This window comes from Methylorubrum rhodesianum (assembly GCF_014199985.1).
GTDB lineage: Bacteria > Pseudomonadota > Alphaproteobacteria > Rhizobiales > Beijerinckiaceae > Methylobacterium > Methylobacterium rhodesianum.
In genome coordinates this window covers 40193-57439 of record NZ_JACHOS010000006.1, presented here as the reverse complement: position 1 = coordinate 57439, position 17247 = coordinate 40193, and the positions used below count along the sequence as shown (strand labels likewise).

Genomic DNA, 17247 nt, shown 5'->3' with positions numbered 1-17247 from the left:
GCGCCGGGGGACGGGGACCGGCCGGAAAGGTTCGGGCATGAGCGGCCGGGCCCTGCGCGTCCTGCGGCCGCGCGAGGCCGGCGAGGCGCTCGCCGCCCTGTCGCGGCACGGCGGGGAGGCCCGGCTCGCCGCCGGCGCCACCGCGCTCCAGCTCGACTGGGCGGCGGGGGCGGAGCGTCCGGACCTTCTCGTGGACCTTTCCGGCTTGCCGGAACTGCGCGGCGTCGAGGCCGTGGGCGGCAATCTTCGGATCGGCGCCGCCACTCCGCTCGCGGAGATCGAGGCGGACGCGACCGTCGCGCGGCTCGCCCCGCTTCTGGGCCGGGCGGTGCGGACCGTCGCCGCCCCGGCGGTGCGCAGCCTGGCGAGCCTCGGCGGCAACGTGGCGGGGCGGACGGGCTGCTGCCTGCCCGCCCTGCTCGCCCTCGACGCGGCCCTGGAGATCCTGACGGCGGCGGGCCGGGAGCGGGTGGCGCTCGCCGACTGGCTCGGGCGGGCCGCGGAGCCGGCGAGCCTCCTCCTCGCCGTCACGCTCCCGCCGCAGCCGGAGGGGGCGCCCACGACGCTGCGGAAGGTGGGCCTGCGGACGGCCTTCAGCCCGAGCGTCATCGGCGTTGCGGGCCTGCTCTCCCTCGATCACGGCGTCATCGGCGCGGCCCGCCTCGCGGCCGGGGGGGGCCCGGTGCGCCCGCAGCGTCTGCCCCGATCCGAGGCTCTCCTCGCCGGCCGCCCGCCGGGCGCCGTCGACTGGGCCGGCCTCCACGCCGCGCTCCTGGCCGAGATCGACGCGCCGGACGACAGCCTGCGCAGCGCCCGCTACCGGCGTCTGGCGGCGGCCAACGCCCTCGTCGCCGGCCTCGGCGGGGCCGGCATGCTTCCTGGCGCGGGAGGCCGCTCCGGAGCGCTTCCTCGGTACCGGCCCGTCGGCACCGGTGCCCCGGCCGGCGAGCGTGTGGTCTCGCGCGCGGCCGATCCGGCGGGATGGCACCGGCGGCCGGACATCGCCGACAAGGTTCACGGCCGGCTCGCCTATCTCACCGATGCGCGGGCGCCGGGCATGCTCGTCGGCCGCATCCTGCGCGCCGGCCGGCCGCACGCCCGCATCCTCTCGATCGACACCGCGGAGGCGGAGGCCCTGCCGGGGGTCGCCGCCGTGGTGACCCACCGCGACGTGCCGGGACTCAACGCCTACGGGATCATGGTGCAGGATCAGCCCGCCCTCTGCGGCGAGCGCGTGCGCTATGTCGGCGACGCGGTGGCGGCGGTGGCCGCCGTGGACGAGGCCACCGCCGAGGCCGCCCTCGCCCTGATCCGCGTCGCCTACGCGCCGCTGCCGGTCCTCGACAGCCCGGAGGTGGCGCTCGCCCCCGGCGCGCCGCCGCTCCATCCGGAGGGCAATCTGCGCCGCGAGGTCCGTGTCGCGCGGGGAGACATTGAGTCGGCCTTCGCGGCCTGCGCCCACGTGGTCGAGGACACCTACGTGACGCCGCGGCAGATGCACGGCTTCCTCGAGACCGAGGGCGGCTGGGCGATGATGGAAGCCGACGGCTCGGTCACGATCCGCGTCGGCGGCCAGCACGGCGCCCGCGACCGGCTGCAGATCGCCCGCATCCTCGGCTGGCCGGAAGCGCGGGTCCGGGTCGTCACCAGTCCCACCGGCGGCGCCTTCGGCGGCAAGGACGAGTTGACCGTGCAGCCGGCCCTCGCGCTGCTCGCGGTGAAGACCGGGCGGGCGGTGCGCCTCCATCTCGGCCGGTCGGAATCGGTGGCGGCGGGGATCAAGCGCAACCCGATGCGGATCCGCATGCGCACCGGCTGCGATGCCGAGGGCCGCCTGCTCGCCGTCTCCGTGGAGCTGACCGCGGATGGCGGCGCCTACGCCTCCCTGAGCCCCGCGGTGATCGAGACGGCGCTGGAGCATTGCTGCGGCCCCTACATCGTCCCGAACGTCGCGGGGGTCGCGCGGCTCGTGGCGACCAACAACGGCACCTGCGGCGCGTTCCGCGGCTTCGGCGCCAACGAGATGACCTACGCGATCGAGTGCCAGATGGGACGCCTCGCGCAGGTCGTGGGCTGCGATCCCGTCACGCTCCGCCGCCGCAACCTGCGCGCGCCGGGCAGTCCCGGCTTCTTCGGCCAGACGGTGGGACCGAGCGAGCGCCTCGCCGAGATGCTCGACGCCGCCGCGGCGAGCCCGCTCTGGTCGGCCGGGCAAGGACAAGGACAAGAGCCGGCGGCGGTCGGCGTTGGACTGGCGCTCAACTATCAAGGCAACGGCCTCGGCTCGCTGCCGGAGGATCGCGCCGCCGTCGAGCTGCGGCTCGCGGCCGACGGTGCGATCGAGGCGCTCTACGGCCTCGACGAGATCGGCCAGGGGCTCCAGGCGGCGATCCGCAGCGCCGTCGCCGCGCGCCTCGGGGTGGACCGCGCCGAGATCCGTCCGGTGATCGGCGATACCGGGCGCACCCCGGATTCCGGCTCCACCACGGCGTCGCGCGGCACCTTCGTGGTCTGGGAGGGGGCCCGGCGCGCCGCGCCCGCCTTCGCCCGCGCCCTGCTCGACGCGGCGGCGCAGCGCCTCGGCAGGCGGCCGCAGGGCGAGGCGCCGGACGGCTTGGGATCGGCCGATCTGGCCCTCGGCCCCGGCGGCATCCGCGAGGCGCGCTCGAACAGCGGGCGCCCGCTCCTCGGCTTCGCCGAACTCGCCGCCGGCCTTCCGCCCGAGGCCCTGCCGCGCTCCCGCGCCGCCTTCGACTTTCCCAAGGCCGACTACGTGGCGGGCAATGCCCGCTACCTCTTCGCCTTCGGCGCGACCCTGGCCCGCGTCGCCGTGGACCGCGTGACGGGGGAAGTTCGCGTGCTCGACCTCCATCAGCACACCGCCGCCGGCCCTGTGCTCGATGCCGCCGCCTATCTCGGCCAGATCGAGGGCGGCGGCGTGCAGGGGCTCGGCTTCACCCTCACCGAGGATGCGCGAATGGAGGCCGGACGCTACGCGGCCTCGAACCTCGACGGCTACCTGATGCCCACCATCGCCGACGCGCCGGAGCGCAGCCGCGTCCTCGCCCTGGAGGATCTCGATCCGGGCGATCCCTACGGCCCGCGCGGAATCGGCGAACTCGGCATCGGCGCGGTGACCCCGGCCATCGCGGCGGCGGTGGCCGACGCCGTCGGCCACTGGCCCGGCGCCGCGCCGTTCTCGCCCGAGACCCTCCTGCGGGCGCTCTGCGACGGAGCGGCGGCGTGAGCGCGCCGCGCTTCCGCCTGAACGGGTGCGACGGCGTCCTCCCCGGCGATCCCGCCCGCAGCCTCCTCGACATCCTGCGCGAGGATCACGGGCTCACGGCGGCGAAGCCCGGATGCCGGATCGGGCGCTGCGGCGCCTGCACGGTTCTTATGGACGGGCGGCCCGTCAACGCCTGCCTCGTCATGGCCTATCGCCTGGAGGGGACCGAGATCCTGACCGCGGACCATCCCGAGGCGGGCCCGGCGGTGGCGATCGTGCGCGCGGCCCTCATCGACGAGAACGCCTTCCAGTGCGGCTACTGCGCCCCGGGCTTCGTCCTCGCGCTGGCCGCCCTGCTGAACCGCGCGCCGGAGGCCGGCGAGGCGGAGATCCGGGCGGCGCTGACCGGCAATCTCTGCCGCTGCACGGGATATGCCTCGATCCTGCGCGGGGCGCTGACCGCGCGGGACCGGCTGCGCGCCGCGCGCGGCGCCACCGGGGCGGAGCCGGGCGGGCCGAAGCCGTCCGGGTCTCAGCTGCCGCGATAGGTGCTGTAGCCGTAGGGGGAGATCAGGAGCGGCACGTGGAGATGAGCGGGGGCGTCCCGGCCCTCCGGCGCGATCCGGAAGCGCACGGGCACGATGTCGAGAAAGGAGGGAGCGCCATCGGCGCTGCCGCCGGCGGCGAAGTAGGCGCCGACCTCGAAGGCGATCTCGTAGGTGCCGGGCTCCATCGCGCGTCCCGAGAGGAGGGGCGCGTCGCAGCGGCCGTCGGCATTGGTCGCGACCGTCTTGAGACGCGTGCGGGTTTCGCCCTCGATGCGCAGGAGATGAAGGGTCAGACCCGCCGCCGGGCGTCCGGTGGAGGTATCGAGCACGTGGGTCGTGAGCCGCTTGGCATCCGGCGGTGCGGCGGGTGTTGCGACGGCCATGGGATGCGGGTTCCTCCTGGGGAGCCGCCGGGCGACCGCAACGGCCCTACGGTCGCGCTTCGCCGGCCGCGCAACCCTTGCAGATCGGGTCCCGCGCACCAACCCGGATTTTCGCCAGGATTTTCGGGAGCAGCTTTCGAAAAGTCCGACAGATCGCGGAACGGCGCAGCGCTATCGTGGCGCCTTCGCGATGGGCCGAAACGAGCCGAAACGATCCGCGCGCCTGCGCGGCAGACCCGGGGTCATCGATGCACACCTCCCGCGACTTGATCGGATACGGCCGCGACGTTCCGCAGGCGGACTGGCCCGGCGGCGCCCGGATCGCCGTGCAGATCGTGCTCAATTACGAGGAGGGGGGCGAGAACTGCATCCTGCACGGGGATGCGGCCTCCGAGGCGTTCCTCTCCGAAATCGTCGGCGCGGCACCCTGGCCGGGCCAGCGCCACATGAACATGGAATCGCTCTACGAGTACGGCGCCCGTGCCGGCTTCTGGCGGCTGTGGCGCCTGTTCACCGAACGCGGCGTGCCGGTGACGGTGTTCGGCGTCGCCACGGCGCTGGCACGCAACCCGGAGGTCGTGGCCGCGATGCGGGAGGCGGCCTGGGAGATCGCCAGCCACGGCCTCAAATGGATCGATTACCGCGACATGCCGCGCGCGGAGGAGGCGGCGCAGATGGATGCGGCGATCCGCCTGCACGAGGAGGTGACGGGCGAGCGCCCCCTCGGCTGGTACACCGGCCGCTCCTCCGTCAACACGCTGGAACTCGGCCTGGAACGGGGCTTCGCCTATCTCGCCGATTCCTACGCCGACGACCTGCCCTACTGGCTGTACGGCCGGGCCGGAACCGGCCTCGTGGTGCCCTACACCCTCGATGCCAACGACATGCGCTTCGCCACCGCGCAGGGCTTCAACACCGGCGAGCACTTCTTCGCCTACCTGCGCGACAGCTTCGACGCGCTCTACGCGGAGGGCGCCACGGCGCCGAAGATGATGTCGGTGGGGCTCCACTGCCGGCTGGTCGGCCGGCCCGGCCGCATCGCCGCGCTCGCGCGCTTCCTCAACCACGTCGCCGCCCATGACGGCGTCTGGCTGGCGCGCCGCATCGACATCGCCCGGCACTGGGCGGCCCGGCACCCGGCCGAAGCCTTGCGCCCGAGCACCATGAGCGCGGCGCAGTTCCTCACCCGCTTCGGCGACATCTTCGAGGACACGCCGGAGATCGCGCTCCGGGCGTGGCAGGCTGGCCTCACCGCCCGCGAGGACAGCGCGGAGGGGCTTCATGCCGCCCTCGTCGGCGCCCTGCGCGGCCTGCCCGCCGAGCGCCAGCGCGCCCTCATCCGCGCCCATCCCGAACTCGCCGGACGGCTCGCCCAGGCCGGGCAGCTGACGCAGGCCTCCACCGCCGAGCAGGGCAGCGCCGGCCTCGGCGCGCTCTCGGCCGAGGAGCTGGCGCGGTTCGAGCGGCTGAACGCGGCCTATCGCGCGCGCTTCGACCTGCCCTTCGTCATGGCGATCAAGGGCAGCGGCCGCGAGGCGATCCTGACGGCGTTCGAGGCGCGGCTGCGCAATGATCCCGAGCAGGAATTCCAGGAGGCGCTGCGCCAGATCGAGCGGATCGCGTGGCTGCGGCTGAAGGACCGCCTGCCGTCGGCGGGTTGATCCCGCGCGGGCCTCCCGGCGCTCGCCCCTAACGCGCCAGTCGCCGGCCGATCAGGTCGAGCCCGGCGCCGACATGGGCGCGCAGGGCCTCGGTCGTCATCTCGACGAAGGTCTTGGCACGGTTGGGCAGCATCTTTCGCGACGGATAGACCACGCCGAGGGTCACCGGGAGCGGCGGCGTCCGCGGCAGGACCGGCACGAGGCGGCCGTCGGCGAGGTAGGGCGCCACCTCGAAGACGGGCTTGAGGACGATGCCCAGCCCCTGAATCGCCCATTCGGTCAGCACGTCGCCGTCATCCGCGTCGATGCGCCCGGACACGGGCAGCGTCACGACCTCGTCGCCGTCGCGCAAGCTCCAGCGGAATTGCTCGGAGCCGGGAAACCGCAGCAGCAGGCAGGAATGATCGATGAGCTCGGCCGGGCTCCCGGGGGCGGGATGCTCGGCGAGATAGTCCGGTGAGGCGCACAGGATCCGCTCGATCTCGGCGACCTTGCGCAGGGTGAAGGTCGAGTCGCGCATCTGCGCCAGCCGGACCGCCACGTCGACCGCCTCCTGCACGAGGTCGAGCAGGTGATCGGAGAGCCGGAGGTGGACATCCGTCTCCGGATGGCGCTCGCGGAAGGCGGGGATCAGCGGCGCCACGACGCGCCGGCCCAGGGCCAGGGGGGCGGTGACCTTCAGCGTCCCACGCGGCGCGGCGCCCTGGGTCTCGACGCTCTTCTCCGCCCGCTCCACGGAGGCGGCGATGTCGAGGCAGCGGTCGTAGAAGACGCGGCCGGCCTCCGTCAGGTTCATCCGCCGCGTCGTGCGGGTGAGCAGCAGGCAGCCGAGATGCTCCTCCAGCGTCTGGATGCGGTAGCTGATCACCGAGGGCGACAGGCGCAGCGCGCGGCCGGCGGCCGAGAAGCTGCCGGTCTCCGCCGCGCGCATGAAGATGCGGATACTCTCCAGCGACAGCATCCCCCTCCGCACCCTGCACGCTCGCCGAAACGATCTTCGATCTCGCGAAAATTTCGAAAACTGGCAAGGAATTTGATGGGCATACAAGCCCGCCCGCAGCGGTAGGATCGCGGCCGGACAGGAGAGGAAGAGGCGGTGGAGAGCTTCGTCTGGGAATGGGGGAGCATGCTGCTGCGCTGGCTCCACATCGTTGCGGCGATGGCCTGGATCGGCTCGTCGTTCTTCTTCATGCATCTCGACGCGTCGCTGAAGCGGACGCCGGACATCCCGGCCGGCGAAGGCGCCGCCGCCTGGCAGGTGCATGGCGGCGGCTTCTACGAGATGCGCAAGTATTTCGTCGCGCCGGAGCACCTCTCCCCGGACCTCACCTGGCACAAATGGCAGGCCTATACGACGTGGCTGTCGGGCTTCGTGCTGCTGGCCTGGATCTACTACGCGCAGGCCCAGCTCTACCTCGTCGACCCGGCCGTGATGGACCTGTCGGCCCCCGCCGCGGCGGCGCTCGGCATCGGGGCGTTGGCGCTCGGCTGGGTGGTCTACGACCGCATCTGCCGCTCAAGGCTCGGCGAGAGCGAGACGGGCCTCGCGGCGATCGGCCTGCTGGCCATCACGCTCGCCGCCTTCGGCTTCTCGCAGGTGTTCAGCGGCCGCGGCGCCCTGATCCATACCGGCGCCCTGATGGCGACGTGGATGGCCGGCAACGTCTTCTTCCTCATCATCCCGAACCAGCGCAAGGTCGTCGCCGCGCTCATGAAGGGGGAGCGGCCGGATCCGAGCCTCGGCAAGCAGGCCAAGCAGCGCTCGGCGCAGAACAACTACCTGACCCTGCCGGTCGTGCTGATGATGATCGCCAACCACTACCCGATGCTGTTCGCGTCGAAGGCGACGATCCCGCTCATCGTCGCGCTCGTCACCGCCTCGGGTGCGGTGATCCGCTTCTTCTACAACGTGCGCCATGCCGACCACGCCCGCTCGCCGTGGTGGGCCTGGGCCGTGGCGTCAGTGGGATTGGCTGCGGCCTTCGTCCTCGCCGTCGCCGGAAGTGCCGGGGGCCGCGCGGTGCTGGGCCTGCCGCCGCAGGCCGAGGGCCCGCCGGTCGCCGCCCTGGCCTCGGCCGGTCACGGGGGCGCCGCGGCGCCGGACCACGTCGTCGAACTCGTCGCAGGGCGCTGCGCCATGTGCCACGCGGCCGAACCGGTCTGGGACGGGATCGGCGTCGCGCCGAAGGGCGTTCGTCTCGACACCGCCGAGGCCATCGGCCGTCAGGCCGAGGCGATCCGGCGGCAGGTCGTGCTGACCCACAACATGCCGCCCAACAACGTGACCGAGATGACCGACGCGGAGCGCGGCGTGATCGCGGCCTGGCTGGCGGACGCCGCGCACCGAGATCTCCGCCCGACCCCGTGACACCGGAAACCCTCGCCATGACCGCTTCCCCCTACAATCCGCCCTGCGGCGGGCTGCCGCCCCAGACGGCGCTGATGACGGGCCGGGCCGTGTTCACAGAGGCCTACGCCGTCATTCCGAAGGGGGTGATGCGCGACATCGTCACGAGCGTGCTGCCGTTCTGGGAGGGGACGCGGGCCTGGATGCTGTCGCGGCCCCTGTCGGGCTTCTCCGAGACCTTCGCGCAGTACCTGATGGAGCTGGCGCCCGGCGGCGGCAGCGAGCGGCCGGAGCCCGACCCCCGCGCCGAGGGCGTGCTGTTCGTGGTCGGCGGCCGCCTCCGCCTCGTCCTCGACGGACAGGCGCACGCCCTGCGCCCCGGCAGCTACGTCTACCTGCCGCCGGGGGCGGCCTGGAGCCTGCGCGGCGAGGGAGACGAGCCGGCGCGCTTCCACTGGATCCGCAAGGCCTACCAGCACGTCGAGGGCATCGCCTGCCCGCCGGCCCTCGTCACCCACGAATCCGAGAGCGCCCCGGTGGCGATGCCCGACACCGACGGCGCCTGGGCCACCACCCGCTTCGTCCCGCCCGACGACCTGCGCCACGACATGCACGTCAACATCGTCACACTTCGGCCCGGAGGGGTCATCCCGTTCGAGGAGACGCATGTGATGGAGCACGGCCTGTTCGTGCTGGAGGGCAAGGCGGTCTACCGGCTCAACCGCGACTGGGTCGAGGTCGAGGCCGGCGACTTCCTGTGGCTGCGCGCCTTCTGCCCGCAGGCCTGCTACGCCGGCGGCCCCGGCCCCTTCCGCTACCTGCTCTACAAGGACGTGAACCGCCACGCGGCGCTCGCGCCGTTCGGGGCGTCCCGGTGAGAGACCGGCAGATCCCCGTCGAGCCGCTGACTCAGGCAGCCTTCGCGCCGTTCGGCACGGTGATCGACAGGGCGGGCATCGCCCCGCGGCCGATGAACGCCGGCAAGGCTCGCCGCTTCCACGACCTCGCGCAGGTGGCCGTCGCGGGCGCGGGCGGACGGGTGGTGATCGGCGCCGTCGAGGCCGATCCCTACACGCTGCCGCTCCGCCTGAGCCTCGTCGAGCGCCACCCGCTCGGCGCCCAGGCCTTCATTCCCCTCGACGCCGCGCCCTTCCTCGTCGTCGTCTGCCCGGACGAGGGCGGCACGCCCGGACGGCCGCGGGCCTTCCTCACCGCTCCCGGCCAGGGCGTCTGCTACGCGCCCGGCACGTGGCACGGCGTTCTGACGCCGCTCGACCGGCCGCAGGATTTCTGGGTGATCGACCGGGACGGCCCCGGGGTGAACTTGGAGGAGCATCGCTTCGGCGAGCCCTGGATCATTTCGTTCGCGTGACGGTCTTCGATCGTCCGGCAGGGCCGGTCGCGGCGCCGGCGATTGGTGGCGCGCCCGGGATCGGATAGGTGATCCGGGAGCCGCGCGAGGAGCGGCGAGGGATCGGGAGGCGCGGGCGTGGTCGGAAGCGGGATCGGGGCCCCTGCGCGCCGGCAGCGGCGCGACGGCGCCCTGCGCCGGGAAGCCGTGCTCGATGCCGGGCTGGAGGTCTTCTCGACCGTCGGCCTGCACGGCGCCAGCCTCGACCAGATCGCCCTGCGCGCCGGGCTCTCGAAGACGAACCTGCTCTATTACTTCCGCACCAAGGAAGACCTCTACGTCGCCGTGCTGCGGCGCGTGCTCGATGTCTGGCTCGACCCGCTCCACGCGCTCGACGCGGAATCCGAGCCGGCCGAGGCGCTCCGGCGCTACATCCGCTCGAAGATCACCCTCTCCCGGGACGCGCCGCGGGCCTCGCGGCTGTTCTGCCTCGAGATCGTCCAGGGCGCGCCGCTGCTGCGCGCCGAACTCGAAGGGCCCCTGCGGGCCCTGGTCGAGGCCAAGGCCGCGGTGCTGCGCGGCTGGATCGCGGACGGGCGCATCGCCCCGCACGATCCCCGCCACCTCGTCTTCGCGATCTGGGCGGTGACCCAGCACTACGCCGACTTCGCGGTGCAGGTGGAGGCCATCACCGGGCGCGACCTCAGCGACGAGGCCTTCTTCGAGCAGACGGTGGAGAGCACCCAGAGGCTGATCCTGGCGAGCCTCGGACTGGCCTGATCGGACTGGCCTGATTCGCGACGCCCCCGCGCCGAGACCCGAAGCGAACCGGGCGAAACCGCATCGGCCGTGAGCAATGTCGGCCCGCCCCGCGGGCATCGCGCGGAGAGTTTGTGCAAACGGTCAAATATCGGCTCTCAAAGTTTGACCAAATGGTCTGACTTGCTACCGTCCAGTTGTCGCCGGCTCTTCCAAGTGCCGGCCGGACGAGCGAGCGGGGGTTTGTCATGACCCAGGCCACAGATCAGGCCATGAATGTCGGTGTCTTCATCCCGATCGGAAACAACGGCTGGCTCCTGTCGGAGAACGCGCCGCAATACCTTCCGAGTTTCGAGCTCAACAAGCAGATCACCCTCAAGGCGGAGCAGTACGGTCTCGACTTCGCGCTCTCTATGATCAAGCTGCGCGGCTTCGGCGGCAAGACCGAGTTCTGGGACCACAACCTCGAATCCTTCACGCTGATGGCCGGGCTCGCGGCGGTCACGAGCCGGATCAAGCTCTACGCGACGGCGCCGACCCTTTGCCTGCCGCCGGCGATCGTTGCGCGCATGGCCTCCACCATCGACTCGATCTCGAACGGCCGCTTCGGCATCAATCTCGTCACCGGCTGGCAGCGGCCGGAATACTCCCAGATGGGACTGTGGCCCGGCGACGAGTATTTCGGGCGCCGCTACGAGTATCTTTCCGAATACGCGCAGGTGCTGCGCGATCTGTGGGAGACCGGAAGCAGCGACCTCAAGGGTGAATTCTTCCAGATGGAGGATTGCCGCCTGAGTCCGCGCCCGCAGACGGAGATGAAGATCATCTGCGCCGGGCAGAGCGCCGCCGGCATGGCCTTCACCGCGACCCATGCCGACTACAATTTCTGCTTCGGCAAGGGGATCAACACGCCGACGGCCTTCGCCCCGACCGTGGAGCGGCTGGAGGAGGCCAAGGCGAAGACCGGCCGCGACGTGTCCTCCTACGTCCTGTTCATGGTCATCAGCGACGAGACCGACGAGGCCGCCCGCGCCAAGTGGGAGCACTACAAGGCCGGCGCCGACGAGGCGGCGATCGCGTGGCTCGGCCTCCAGGGCGCGGCCGACACCAAGTCCGGCGCCGACACCAATATCCGCCAGATGGCCGACCCGACCTCGGCGGTGAACATCAACATGGGCACCCTGGTCGGCTCCCACGCCACCGTCGCCGCCCTGCTCGACGAGGTGATGACGGTGCCGGGCACCGGCGGCGTGCTGCTGGTCTTCGACGACTTCCTGAAGGGCCTCGACGATTTCGGCACGCGGATCCAGCCGCTGATGCGCTCGCGCCGGCACGTCACCGGCGGGATGCTGGCGGAGGTGGCGTGATGGAGGCCGAGGCCCCCGCGGGCTACCGCGACCCGTCCGGCCGCCACGGCGCGGTCGCGCTGCCGGCGCGCCCCGAGCCGATCGCCTTCGACGCGGATACGACCGCGCTGATCGTCGTCGACATGCAGAACGCCTACGCGACCAAGGGCGGTTACCTCGATCTCGCCGGCTTCGACGTCTCGGCGACCGGGCCGGTGATCGAGCGGATCGCCCGGGCCGTGGCGGCGGCCCGCGCGGCCGGCATCCGCGTGATCTGGTTCCAGAACGGCTGGGATCCGGACTACGTCGAGGCCGGGGGGCCGGGCTCGCCGAACTGGCACAAGTCGAACGCGCTCAAGACCATGCGCCGCCGGCCGGGGATGAACGGCCGGCTGCTCGCCAAGGGCACCTGGGACTACGCGCTGGTCGATGCGCTGAGGCCGGAGCCCGGCGACATCGTCCTGGCCAAGCCGCGCTACAGCGGCTTCTACAACACGCCGCTGGACAGCATGCTGCGGGCCCGGGGCATCCGCACCCTGGTCTTCACCGGCATCGCCACGAATGTCTGCGTAGAATCGACCCTGCGGGACGGCTACCACCGCGAGTATTTCGGGATCGTGCTCGCCGACGCCACCCATCAGGCCGGCCCGCCCGCCCTGCAGGAGGGCGCGCTCCTCAACATCGAGACCTTCTTCGGCTGGGTGTCAGACGTCGCCGCCTTCGAGGCCGCGCTTCACTCCGACGAGGCCCGCCGCATCCCCGTCTGACCGGAGACTGCCCCATGCCCAAGACCGTCGTGATCCCGCCCGGCACCGGCAAGCCGCTCGCGCCCTACGTGCCGGGAACCCTCGCCGACGGCGTGCTCTACGTCTCCGGCACGCTCGCCTTCGACGCGGACAACAACGTCGTCCACGAGGGCGATGCCGGTGCGCAGACCCGGCACGTGCTGGAGACGATCAAGGGCGTCGTCGAGGCCGCCGGCGGTTCGATGGACGACGTCACCTTCAACCACATCTTCCTCAAGGACTGGGCCGATTACGCCGCCATCAACGCCGTCTATGCCGAGTACTTCCCCGGCGAGAAGCCGGCGCGCTACTGCATCCAGTGCGGGCTGGTGAAGCCGGCGGCGCTCGTCGAGATCGCCACGGTCGCCCATATCGGCCAGCCGGCCTGAGCCGATGGACGCGCCCGTCCATCACGCGCTGCACGGGCCGGCCGGCGGGCGCATCGTGCTGCTCTCGCCCGGGCTTGGCGGCTCGGCCCATTACTTCGCACCGCAGGTGCCGGTGCTGGCCGAACGCTTCCGGGTCGTCACCTACGATCACCGCGGCACCGGGCGCTCCCCCGGCCCGCTCGAACCGGGCCACGACATCGCGGCCATGGCCCGCGACGTCCTCGACCTGCTCGACCACCTCGACATCGGCACGGCCGACATCGTCGGCCACGCGCTCGGCGGCCTCATCGCCCTGCAACTCGCCCTCACCCATCCCGAACGGGTCGGGCGGATCGTGGTGATCAACGGCTGGGCGGCGATGGACCCGGCGACGCGCCGCTGCTTTTCCGCCCGCAAGGCGCTGCTGACCCGAGCCGGACCGGAGGCCTTCGTCCGTGCCCAGGCGATCTTCCTCTACCCGGCGCCCTGGCTCTCCGCGAACGCCGCGCGGGTCGCGGCCGACGAGGCGCAGGCGCTGGCGCATTTCCCCGGCGCCGAGACGGTGCTGGCGCGCATATCCGCGCTGGAGGCGTTCGACGCGACGGCCGCGCTCGCGCGGGTTCCGCACGAGACCCTGGTCATGGCCGCGCGCGACGACGTGCTCGTGCCCTTCACCGCCTCGGAAGTCCTCGCGGCTGGGCTCCCGAACGCCCGCCTCGACCTCGCACCCGAGGGCGGCCACGCCCACAGCGTCACCCGCCCCGATGCCTTCAACCGCACGCTCCTCGACTTCCTCGCAAGTCCCTGAAGCGCCCCACCCTCATGACAAGGCCGCCGCCATGACCGAGCCCGCCATGACTGAGCCCGAGAGCGCCGCCGCCGTCCCCGTCGATGCGAGCGCCTACCGCGAGGCGATGTCCCGGCTCGCGAGCGCGGTGCATCTGATCACCACCGACGGGCCGGGCGGGCGGGCCGGCTTCACCGCCTCGGCCGTGTGCAGCGTCAGCGACGCGCCGCCGACGCTGCTGGTCTGCGTCAACCGCGCCTCCTCCGCCTACGCCGCCCTCACCCATAACGGAACGCTGTGCGTGAACACCCTCGGCGAGGGCCACGAGGCGGTGGCGGGCCTGTTCGGGGGCCGCACGCCCATGGACGAGCGCTTCGCGGCGGGCACGTGGCGGCGGCTGCGCAGCGGGGCGCCCGCGCTGGCCGACGCTCTCGTCAGCTTCGACTGCCGCATCGTCGGGCGCCACGCCGTCGGCAGCCACGACGTGCTCTACTGTGTGGTCGAGGCCCTCGCCGCGCCGGGCCAGGCCGACGCGCTGCTCTACAGCGAGCGCCGCTACCACACGCTTTCCTCCGCGCCGCGGAGCGGATCCGCCCCGGCCGAACCGGCGCGCGCCGTTCGCACCGTCGGAGTCCGGTCCGCCGAGGGGCCGGCGCGGGCCCTCCGGAGCGCCTGAGCGGTGACCGGCCCGCGCCCGGCCTCGGTCGCCACCCGCACCCTGCGCATCGCCGGCCGGACGCCTTCGCCGTTCGGCCCAGCCTACGCGGCGGGCGCGGACGGCACGGAAAATGCTCGATCCGGCGGAGCGAAGATGTCCGGCGGCGGGCCCGCCTTCCTCTCCTCCCCGGGCCGCCCCCGGCTCCCGGACGACCGACCGAGCGCCGACCCGAAACCCACGGAACGAAGCCCTGCCATGTCGCGTGCCGGCGCCCTCGCCCTCAAACAGCCGCCCGAGTTCGAGCCCGCGGCGCCGCGCCCGGTGCCGGCGGCACCCGTCATCGCGGCACGCGGTCTGTCGCTGACCTACCCCACCGCCGACGGGCCGGTTCACGCCCTCTCCGACGTCGATCTCGCGGTGGCGCCGGGCGAATTCGTCTCCTTCATCGGCCCGTCCGGTTGCGGCAAGACCACGCTGCTGCGCTGCGTCGCCGACCTCGAACGGCCGACCGGCGGCGAACTGACGGTCAACGGCGTCGGCGCCGAGGCGGCGCGGCTGCGGCGCGACTACGGCTTCGTGTTCCAGGCGCCCGCGCTCTATCCGTGGCGGACCATCGCGCGCAACGTCGCGCTGCCGCTCGAGATCTTCGGCCTGCCGCGCGCCGAGCGGCGGGAGCGGGTGGCCCGCTACCTCGACCTCGTGCAGCTCTCCGGCTTCGCCAACAAGTTCCCCTGGCAGCTCTCCGGCGGCATGCAGCAACGCGCCTCGATCGCCCGCGCCCTCTGCTTCGATCCGAAGCTGCTGCTGATGGACGAGCCCTTCGGGGCGCTGGACGAGATCGTGCGTGATCACCTCAACGCGCAACTGCTCGAACTATGGCGCAAGACCGCCAAGACGGTCCTGTTCGTCACCCACTCGATCCCCGAGGCGGTCTACCTCTCGACCCGCGTCGTGGTGATGTCGCCGCGCCCCGGCCGGATCGTCGACATCGTCGATTGCACCGCGCTCGGGCGGGAGCGTCCGCTGGAGATCCGCGAGACGCCCGAGTTCCTGCGCCTCGGCCAGCGGGTGCGCGAGGGCCTGCGCGCCGGTCACGCCTATGACGCGTGAGGCCACTTTCTTCTCGCGCGGCCGGGCGCTGCCGGTGGCCGGCGTCGTGCTGGCGCTTCTCGCAGGCTGGTATCTCGCCGCCCTGCTCGGCAACTGGAACGGCGCCGCGGACGCCTTGGCGCGGGCCGGCGCGGCGCCCGACGTCAGGGGCATCGCCGCGGCGACGATGGCGCAGGAGCGGCCCGTCGTGCCGGCACCGCATCAGGTGGTCTCGGAGCTGTGGCGCAGCATCGTCGGCATGCCGCTCGGCTCGAAGCGCAGCCTTCTCACCCATGCCTGGGTCACCCTCTCGGCGACGCTGGCGGGCTTCGCCATCGGCTCGCTGCTCGGCATCGCGCTGGCGATCGCGATCGTGCACCTGCGCAGCGTCGAGGCGAGCCTGATGCCCTGGATCGTCGCCTCGCAGACCGTGCCGATCCTGGCGGTGGCGCCGATCATCATCGTGGCGCTCGGCGCGGCCGGCCTGACCGGCCTGCTGCCGAAGGCGGTGATCGCGGCCTATCTCTGCTTCTTCCCCGTCACGGTCGGCATGGTGAAGGGGCTGAACGCCCCCGACCGGATCCAGCGCGACCTGATGCGGACCTACTCGGCCTCGCGCGGGCAGATCCTCGCGCGGCTGCGCTGGCCGGCCGCCCTGCCCTACCTGTTCGCGAGCCTGAAGATCGCGGTGGCGGCAAGCCTCGTCGGCACCATCGTCGCCGAGCTGCCGACCGGGGCCCAGGCCGGGCTCGGGGCGCGGCTGCTCGCCGGCTCCTATTACGGCCAGACGATCCAGATCTGGGCGGCCCTGTTCGCGGCGGCGGCGCTCTCGGCGCTCCTCGTCCAGGGGATCGGCCTCGCGGAAGCCGCCACCGCCCGCGCCCTCGGCGCCCGGCCCGCGGCAAGTGCCCCAAGGAGCGCCCGATGACGCATCGCGCCGCACGGATCGGCCTGCTCACCCCCGCCGCGCTGATCGGTGGGACGGCGCTCGCCATCGCCGCCCACCGGCCCGGCCTGGCCGGTACGGCGGGGCCGGGCTTCTGGCTCGCCGCCATCCTGGCCTGGCTCGCCGCCACGCTGGCCGCGCGCGACCTCGCCGCCTTGGAGCCGGGCACGGCCACGGGCCGCCGCCTCGTGCGGCTCGCCGTGCCGCTGCTGTTCGGCGCCCTCGTGCTGGTGCTGTGGGAGGTCGTCGTCGTGGGGGCGGGCGTGCCCGCCGTGCTGATGCCGCCGCCCTCGGCGGTCGTCGCGCGCTTCGCCACCGCGCTCCCCGTGCTCGGAGCGGATTTTGTCCAGACCTGCCTGAAATCGGCTCTGCCCGGCTACCTCATCGGCTGCCTCTCGGGTCTCGGCGTCGCGATCCTGGCCGACCGGCTGCCCGTCCTCGGGCGCGGCCTCCTGCCCGTGGCGAATGTCGCCTCCGCGCTGCCGATCGTCGGCATCGCCCCGATCATGGTGATGTGGTTCGGCTTCGATTGGCCGTCGAAGGCTGCGGTCGTCGCCGTGATGACTTTCTTCCCGATGCTGGTGCAGGCCGGTGCCGGCCTCGCCGCCACGGGTTCGATCGAGCGCGACCTGATGCGCACCTACGCGGCGGGCTATTGGCGCACGCTGCTGAGCCTGCGCCTACCCATGGCCCTGCCCTTCCTGTTCACCGCCCTGAAGGTCAACGCGACGCTCGCGCTGATCGGCGCGATCGTGGCCGAGTTCTTCGGCACGCCGATCGTCGGCATGGGCTTCCGCATCTCGATCGAGGCGGCGCGGCTCTCCCTCGACATGGTCTGGGCCGAGATCGCGCTGGCGGCGCTGGCGGGCTCTGCCTTCTACGGCCTCATCGCCCTGGCCGAGCGCGCCGCGACCGGCTGGCACCCATCGGTGCGGACCGGCTGACGCGGGGTCCGCCCGCATCCGTTTGAAAAACCACGGCCGAAGGCCGCAG

Annotated in this window: 17 protein-coding genes; 15 read left to right on the top strand and 2 right to left on the bottom strand. The window is 72.7% G+C overall.

The window, feature by feature from the left end; translation table 11 throughout:
- Positions 1-37 precede the first annotated feature (37 nt).
- Positions 38-3247: a molybdopterin cofactor-binding domain-containing protein gene (locus HNR01_RS10320; protein WP_183667659.1), complete on the top strand. Its 3210-nt coding sequence runs from the start codon at positions 38-40 to the stop codon at positions 3245-3247.
- The gene (locus HNR01_RS10315; RefSeq protein WP_183667658.1) at positions 3244-3774 is read left to right on the top strand and encodes a (2Fe-2S)-binding protein; all 531 of its coding nucleotides are present in this window, start codon (positions 3244-3246) and stop codon (positions 3772-3774) included. The genes HNR01_RS10320 and HNR01_RS10315 overlap by 4 nt, the downstream gene beginning before the upstream one ends.
- On the opposite strand, the gene uraH is transcribed toward HNR01_RS10315, so the two are convergent.
- Positions 3759-4157, bottom strand: coding sequence for a hydroxyisourate hydrolase (uraH, locus tag HNR01_RS10310; protein WP_017484975.1), 399 nt, complete (start codon positions 4155-4157; stop codon positions 3759-3761). The two genes, HNR01_RS10315 and uraH, sit on opposite strands and share 16 nt — an antisense overlap.
- Positions 4158-4405: 248 nt before the next feature.
- Here uraH and puuE point away from each other — a divergent pair, with 248 nt between their 5' ends.
- Complete coding sequence (gene puuE / locus HNR01_RS10305) at positions 4406-5818, top strand: allantoinase PuuE (protein ID WP_183667657.1); 1413 nt, start codon at positions 4406-4408, stop codon at positions 5816-5818.
- A 28-nt stretch (positions 5819-5846) separates the two neighbouring features.
- On the opposite strand, the gene HNR01_RS10300 is transcribed toward puuE, so the two are convergent.
- Positions 5847-6779, bottom strand: a complete 933-nt coding sequence (locus tag HNR01_RS10300) for a LysR family transcriptional regulator (RefSeq protein ID WP_096484596.1) — start codon at positions 6777-6779, stop codon at positions 5847-5849.
- 135 nt (positions 6780-6914) lie between these two features.
- On the opposite strand from HNR01_RS10300, the gene HNR01_RS10295 reads away from it, so the two are divergent.
- The 12 genes from HNR01_RS10295 (at position 6915) to HNR01_RS10240 (ending at position 17198) form a co-directional block, all read left to right on the top strand.
- Positions 6915-8186 carry a urate hydroxylase PuuD gene (locus tag HNR01_RS10295; RefSeq protein ID WP_183667656.1) on the top strand — a complete coding sequence of 424 codons (1272 nt, stop codon included), beginning with the start codon at positions 6915-6917 and terminating at the stop codon, positions 8184-8186.
- 17 nt (positions 8187-8203) lie between these two features.
- On the top strand, positions 8204-9043 hold the full coding sequence (locus HNR01_RS10290) for a bifunctional allantoicase/(S)-ureidoglycine aminohydrolase (protein ID WP_183667655.1): 840 nt from the start codon (positions 8204-8206) through the stop codon (positions 9041-9043).
- Positions 9040-9537: an ureidoglycolate lyase gene (locus tag HNR01_RS10285; RefSeq protein ID WP_183667654.1), complete on the top strand. Its 498-nt coding sequence runs from the start codon at positions 9040-9042 to the stop codon at positions 9535-9537. The genes HNR01_RS10290 and HNR01_RS10285 overlap by 4 nt, the downstream gene beginning before the upstream one ends.
- 117 nt (positions 9538-9654) lie before the next feature.
- Complete coding sequence (gene rutR / locus HNR01_RS10280; RefSeq protein ID WP_017484981.1) at positions 9655-10296, top strand: HTH-type transcriptional regulator RutR; 642 nt, start codon at positions 9655-9657, stop codon at positions 10294-10296.
- A 251-nt stretch (positions 10297-10547) separates the two neighbouring features.
- Positions 10548-11642, top strand: a complete 1095-nt coding sequence (gene rutA, locus HNR01_RS10275) for a pyrimidine utilization protein A (protein WP_183667783.1) — start codon at positions 10548-10550, stop codon at positions 11640-11642.
- Positions 11642-12388 (top strand): pyrimidine utilization protein B, encoded by a 747-nt coding sequence (gene rutB, locus HNR01_RS10270; RefSeq protein WP_183667653.1) that lies wholly within the window; start codon positions 11642-11644, stop codon positions 12386-12388. The genes rutA and rutB overlap by 1 nt, the downstream gene beginning before the upstream one ends.
- Before the next feature lie 14 nt (positions 12389-12402).
- Entirely contained in the window at positions 12403-12795 is a 393-nt protein-coding gene (gene rutC, locus HNR01_RS10265) for a pyrimidine utilization protein C (protein WP_183667652.1), read from the top strand.
- A 4-nt stretch (positions 12796-12799) separates the two neighbouring features.
- Positions 12800-13582 (top strand): pyrimidine utilization protein D, encoded by a 783-nt coding sequence (gene rutD / locus HNR01_RS10260; RefSeq protein WP_183667651.1) that lies wholly within the window; start codon positions 12800-12802, stop codon positions 13580-13582.
- A gap of 46 nt (positions 13583-13628) precedes the next feature.
- Positions 13629-14237 carry an NADH-dependent FMN reductase RutF gene (rutF, locus tag HNR01_RS10255; protein ID WP_183667650.1) on the top strand — a complete coding sequence of 203 codons (609 nt, stop codon included), beginning with the start codon at positions 13629-13631 and terminating at the stop codon, positions 14235-14237.
- 237 nt (positions 14238-14474) lie between these two features.
- Positions 14475-15329, top strand: coding sequence for an ABC transporter ATP-binding protein (locus HNR01_RS10250; protein WP_083920693.1), 855 nt, complete (start codon positions 14475-14477; stop codon positions 15327-15329).
- Entirely contained in the window at positions 15319-16236 is a 918-nt protein-coding gene (locus tag HNR01_RS10245) for an ABC transporter permease (RefSeq protein ID WP_183667649.1), read from the top strand. Before HNR01_RS10250 ends, HNR01_RS10245 begins: the two co-directional genes overlap by 11 nt.
- Positions 16233-17198, top strand: coding sequence for an ABC transporter permease (locus tag HNR01_RS10240; protein ID WP_183667648.1), 966 nt, complete (start codon positions 16233-16235; stop codon positions 17196-17198). The genes HNR01_RS10245 and HNR01_RS10240 overlap by 4 nt, the downstream gene beginning before the upstream one ends.
- Positions 17199-17247: the final 49 nt, after the last annotated feature.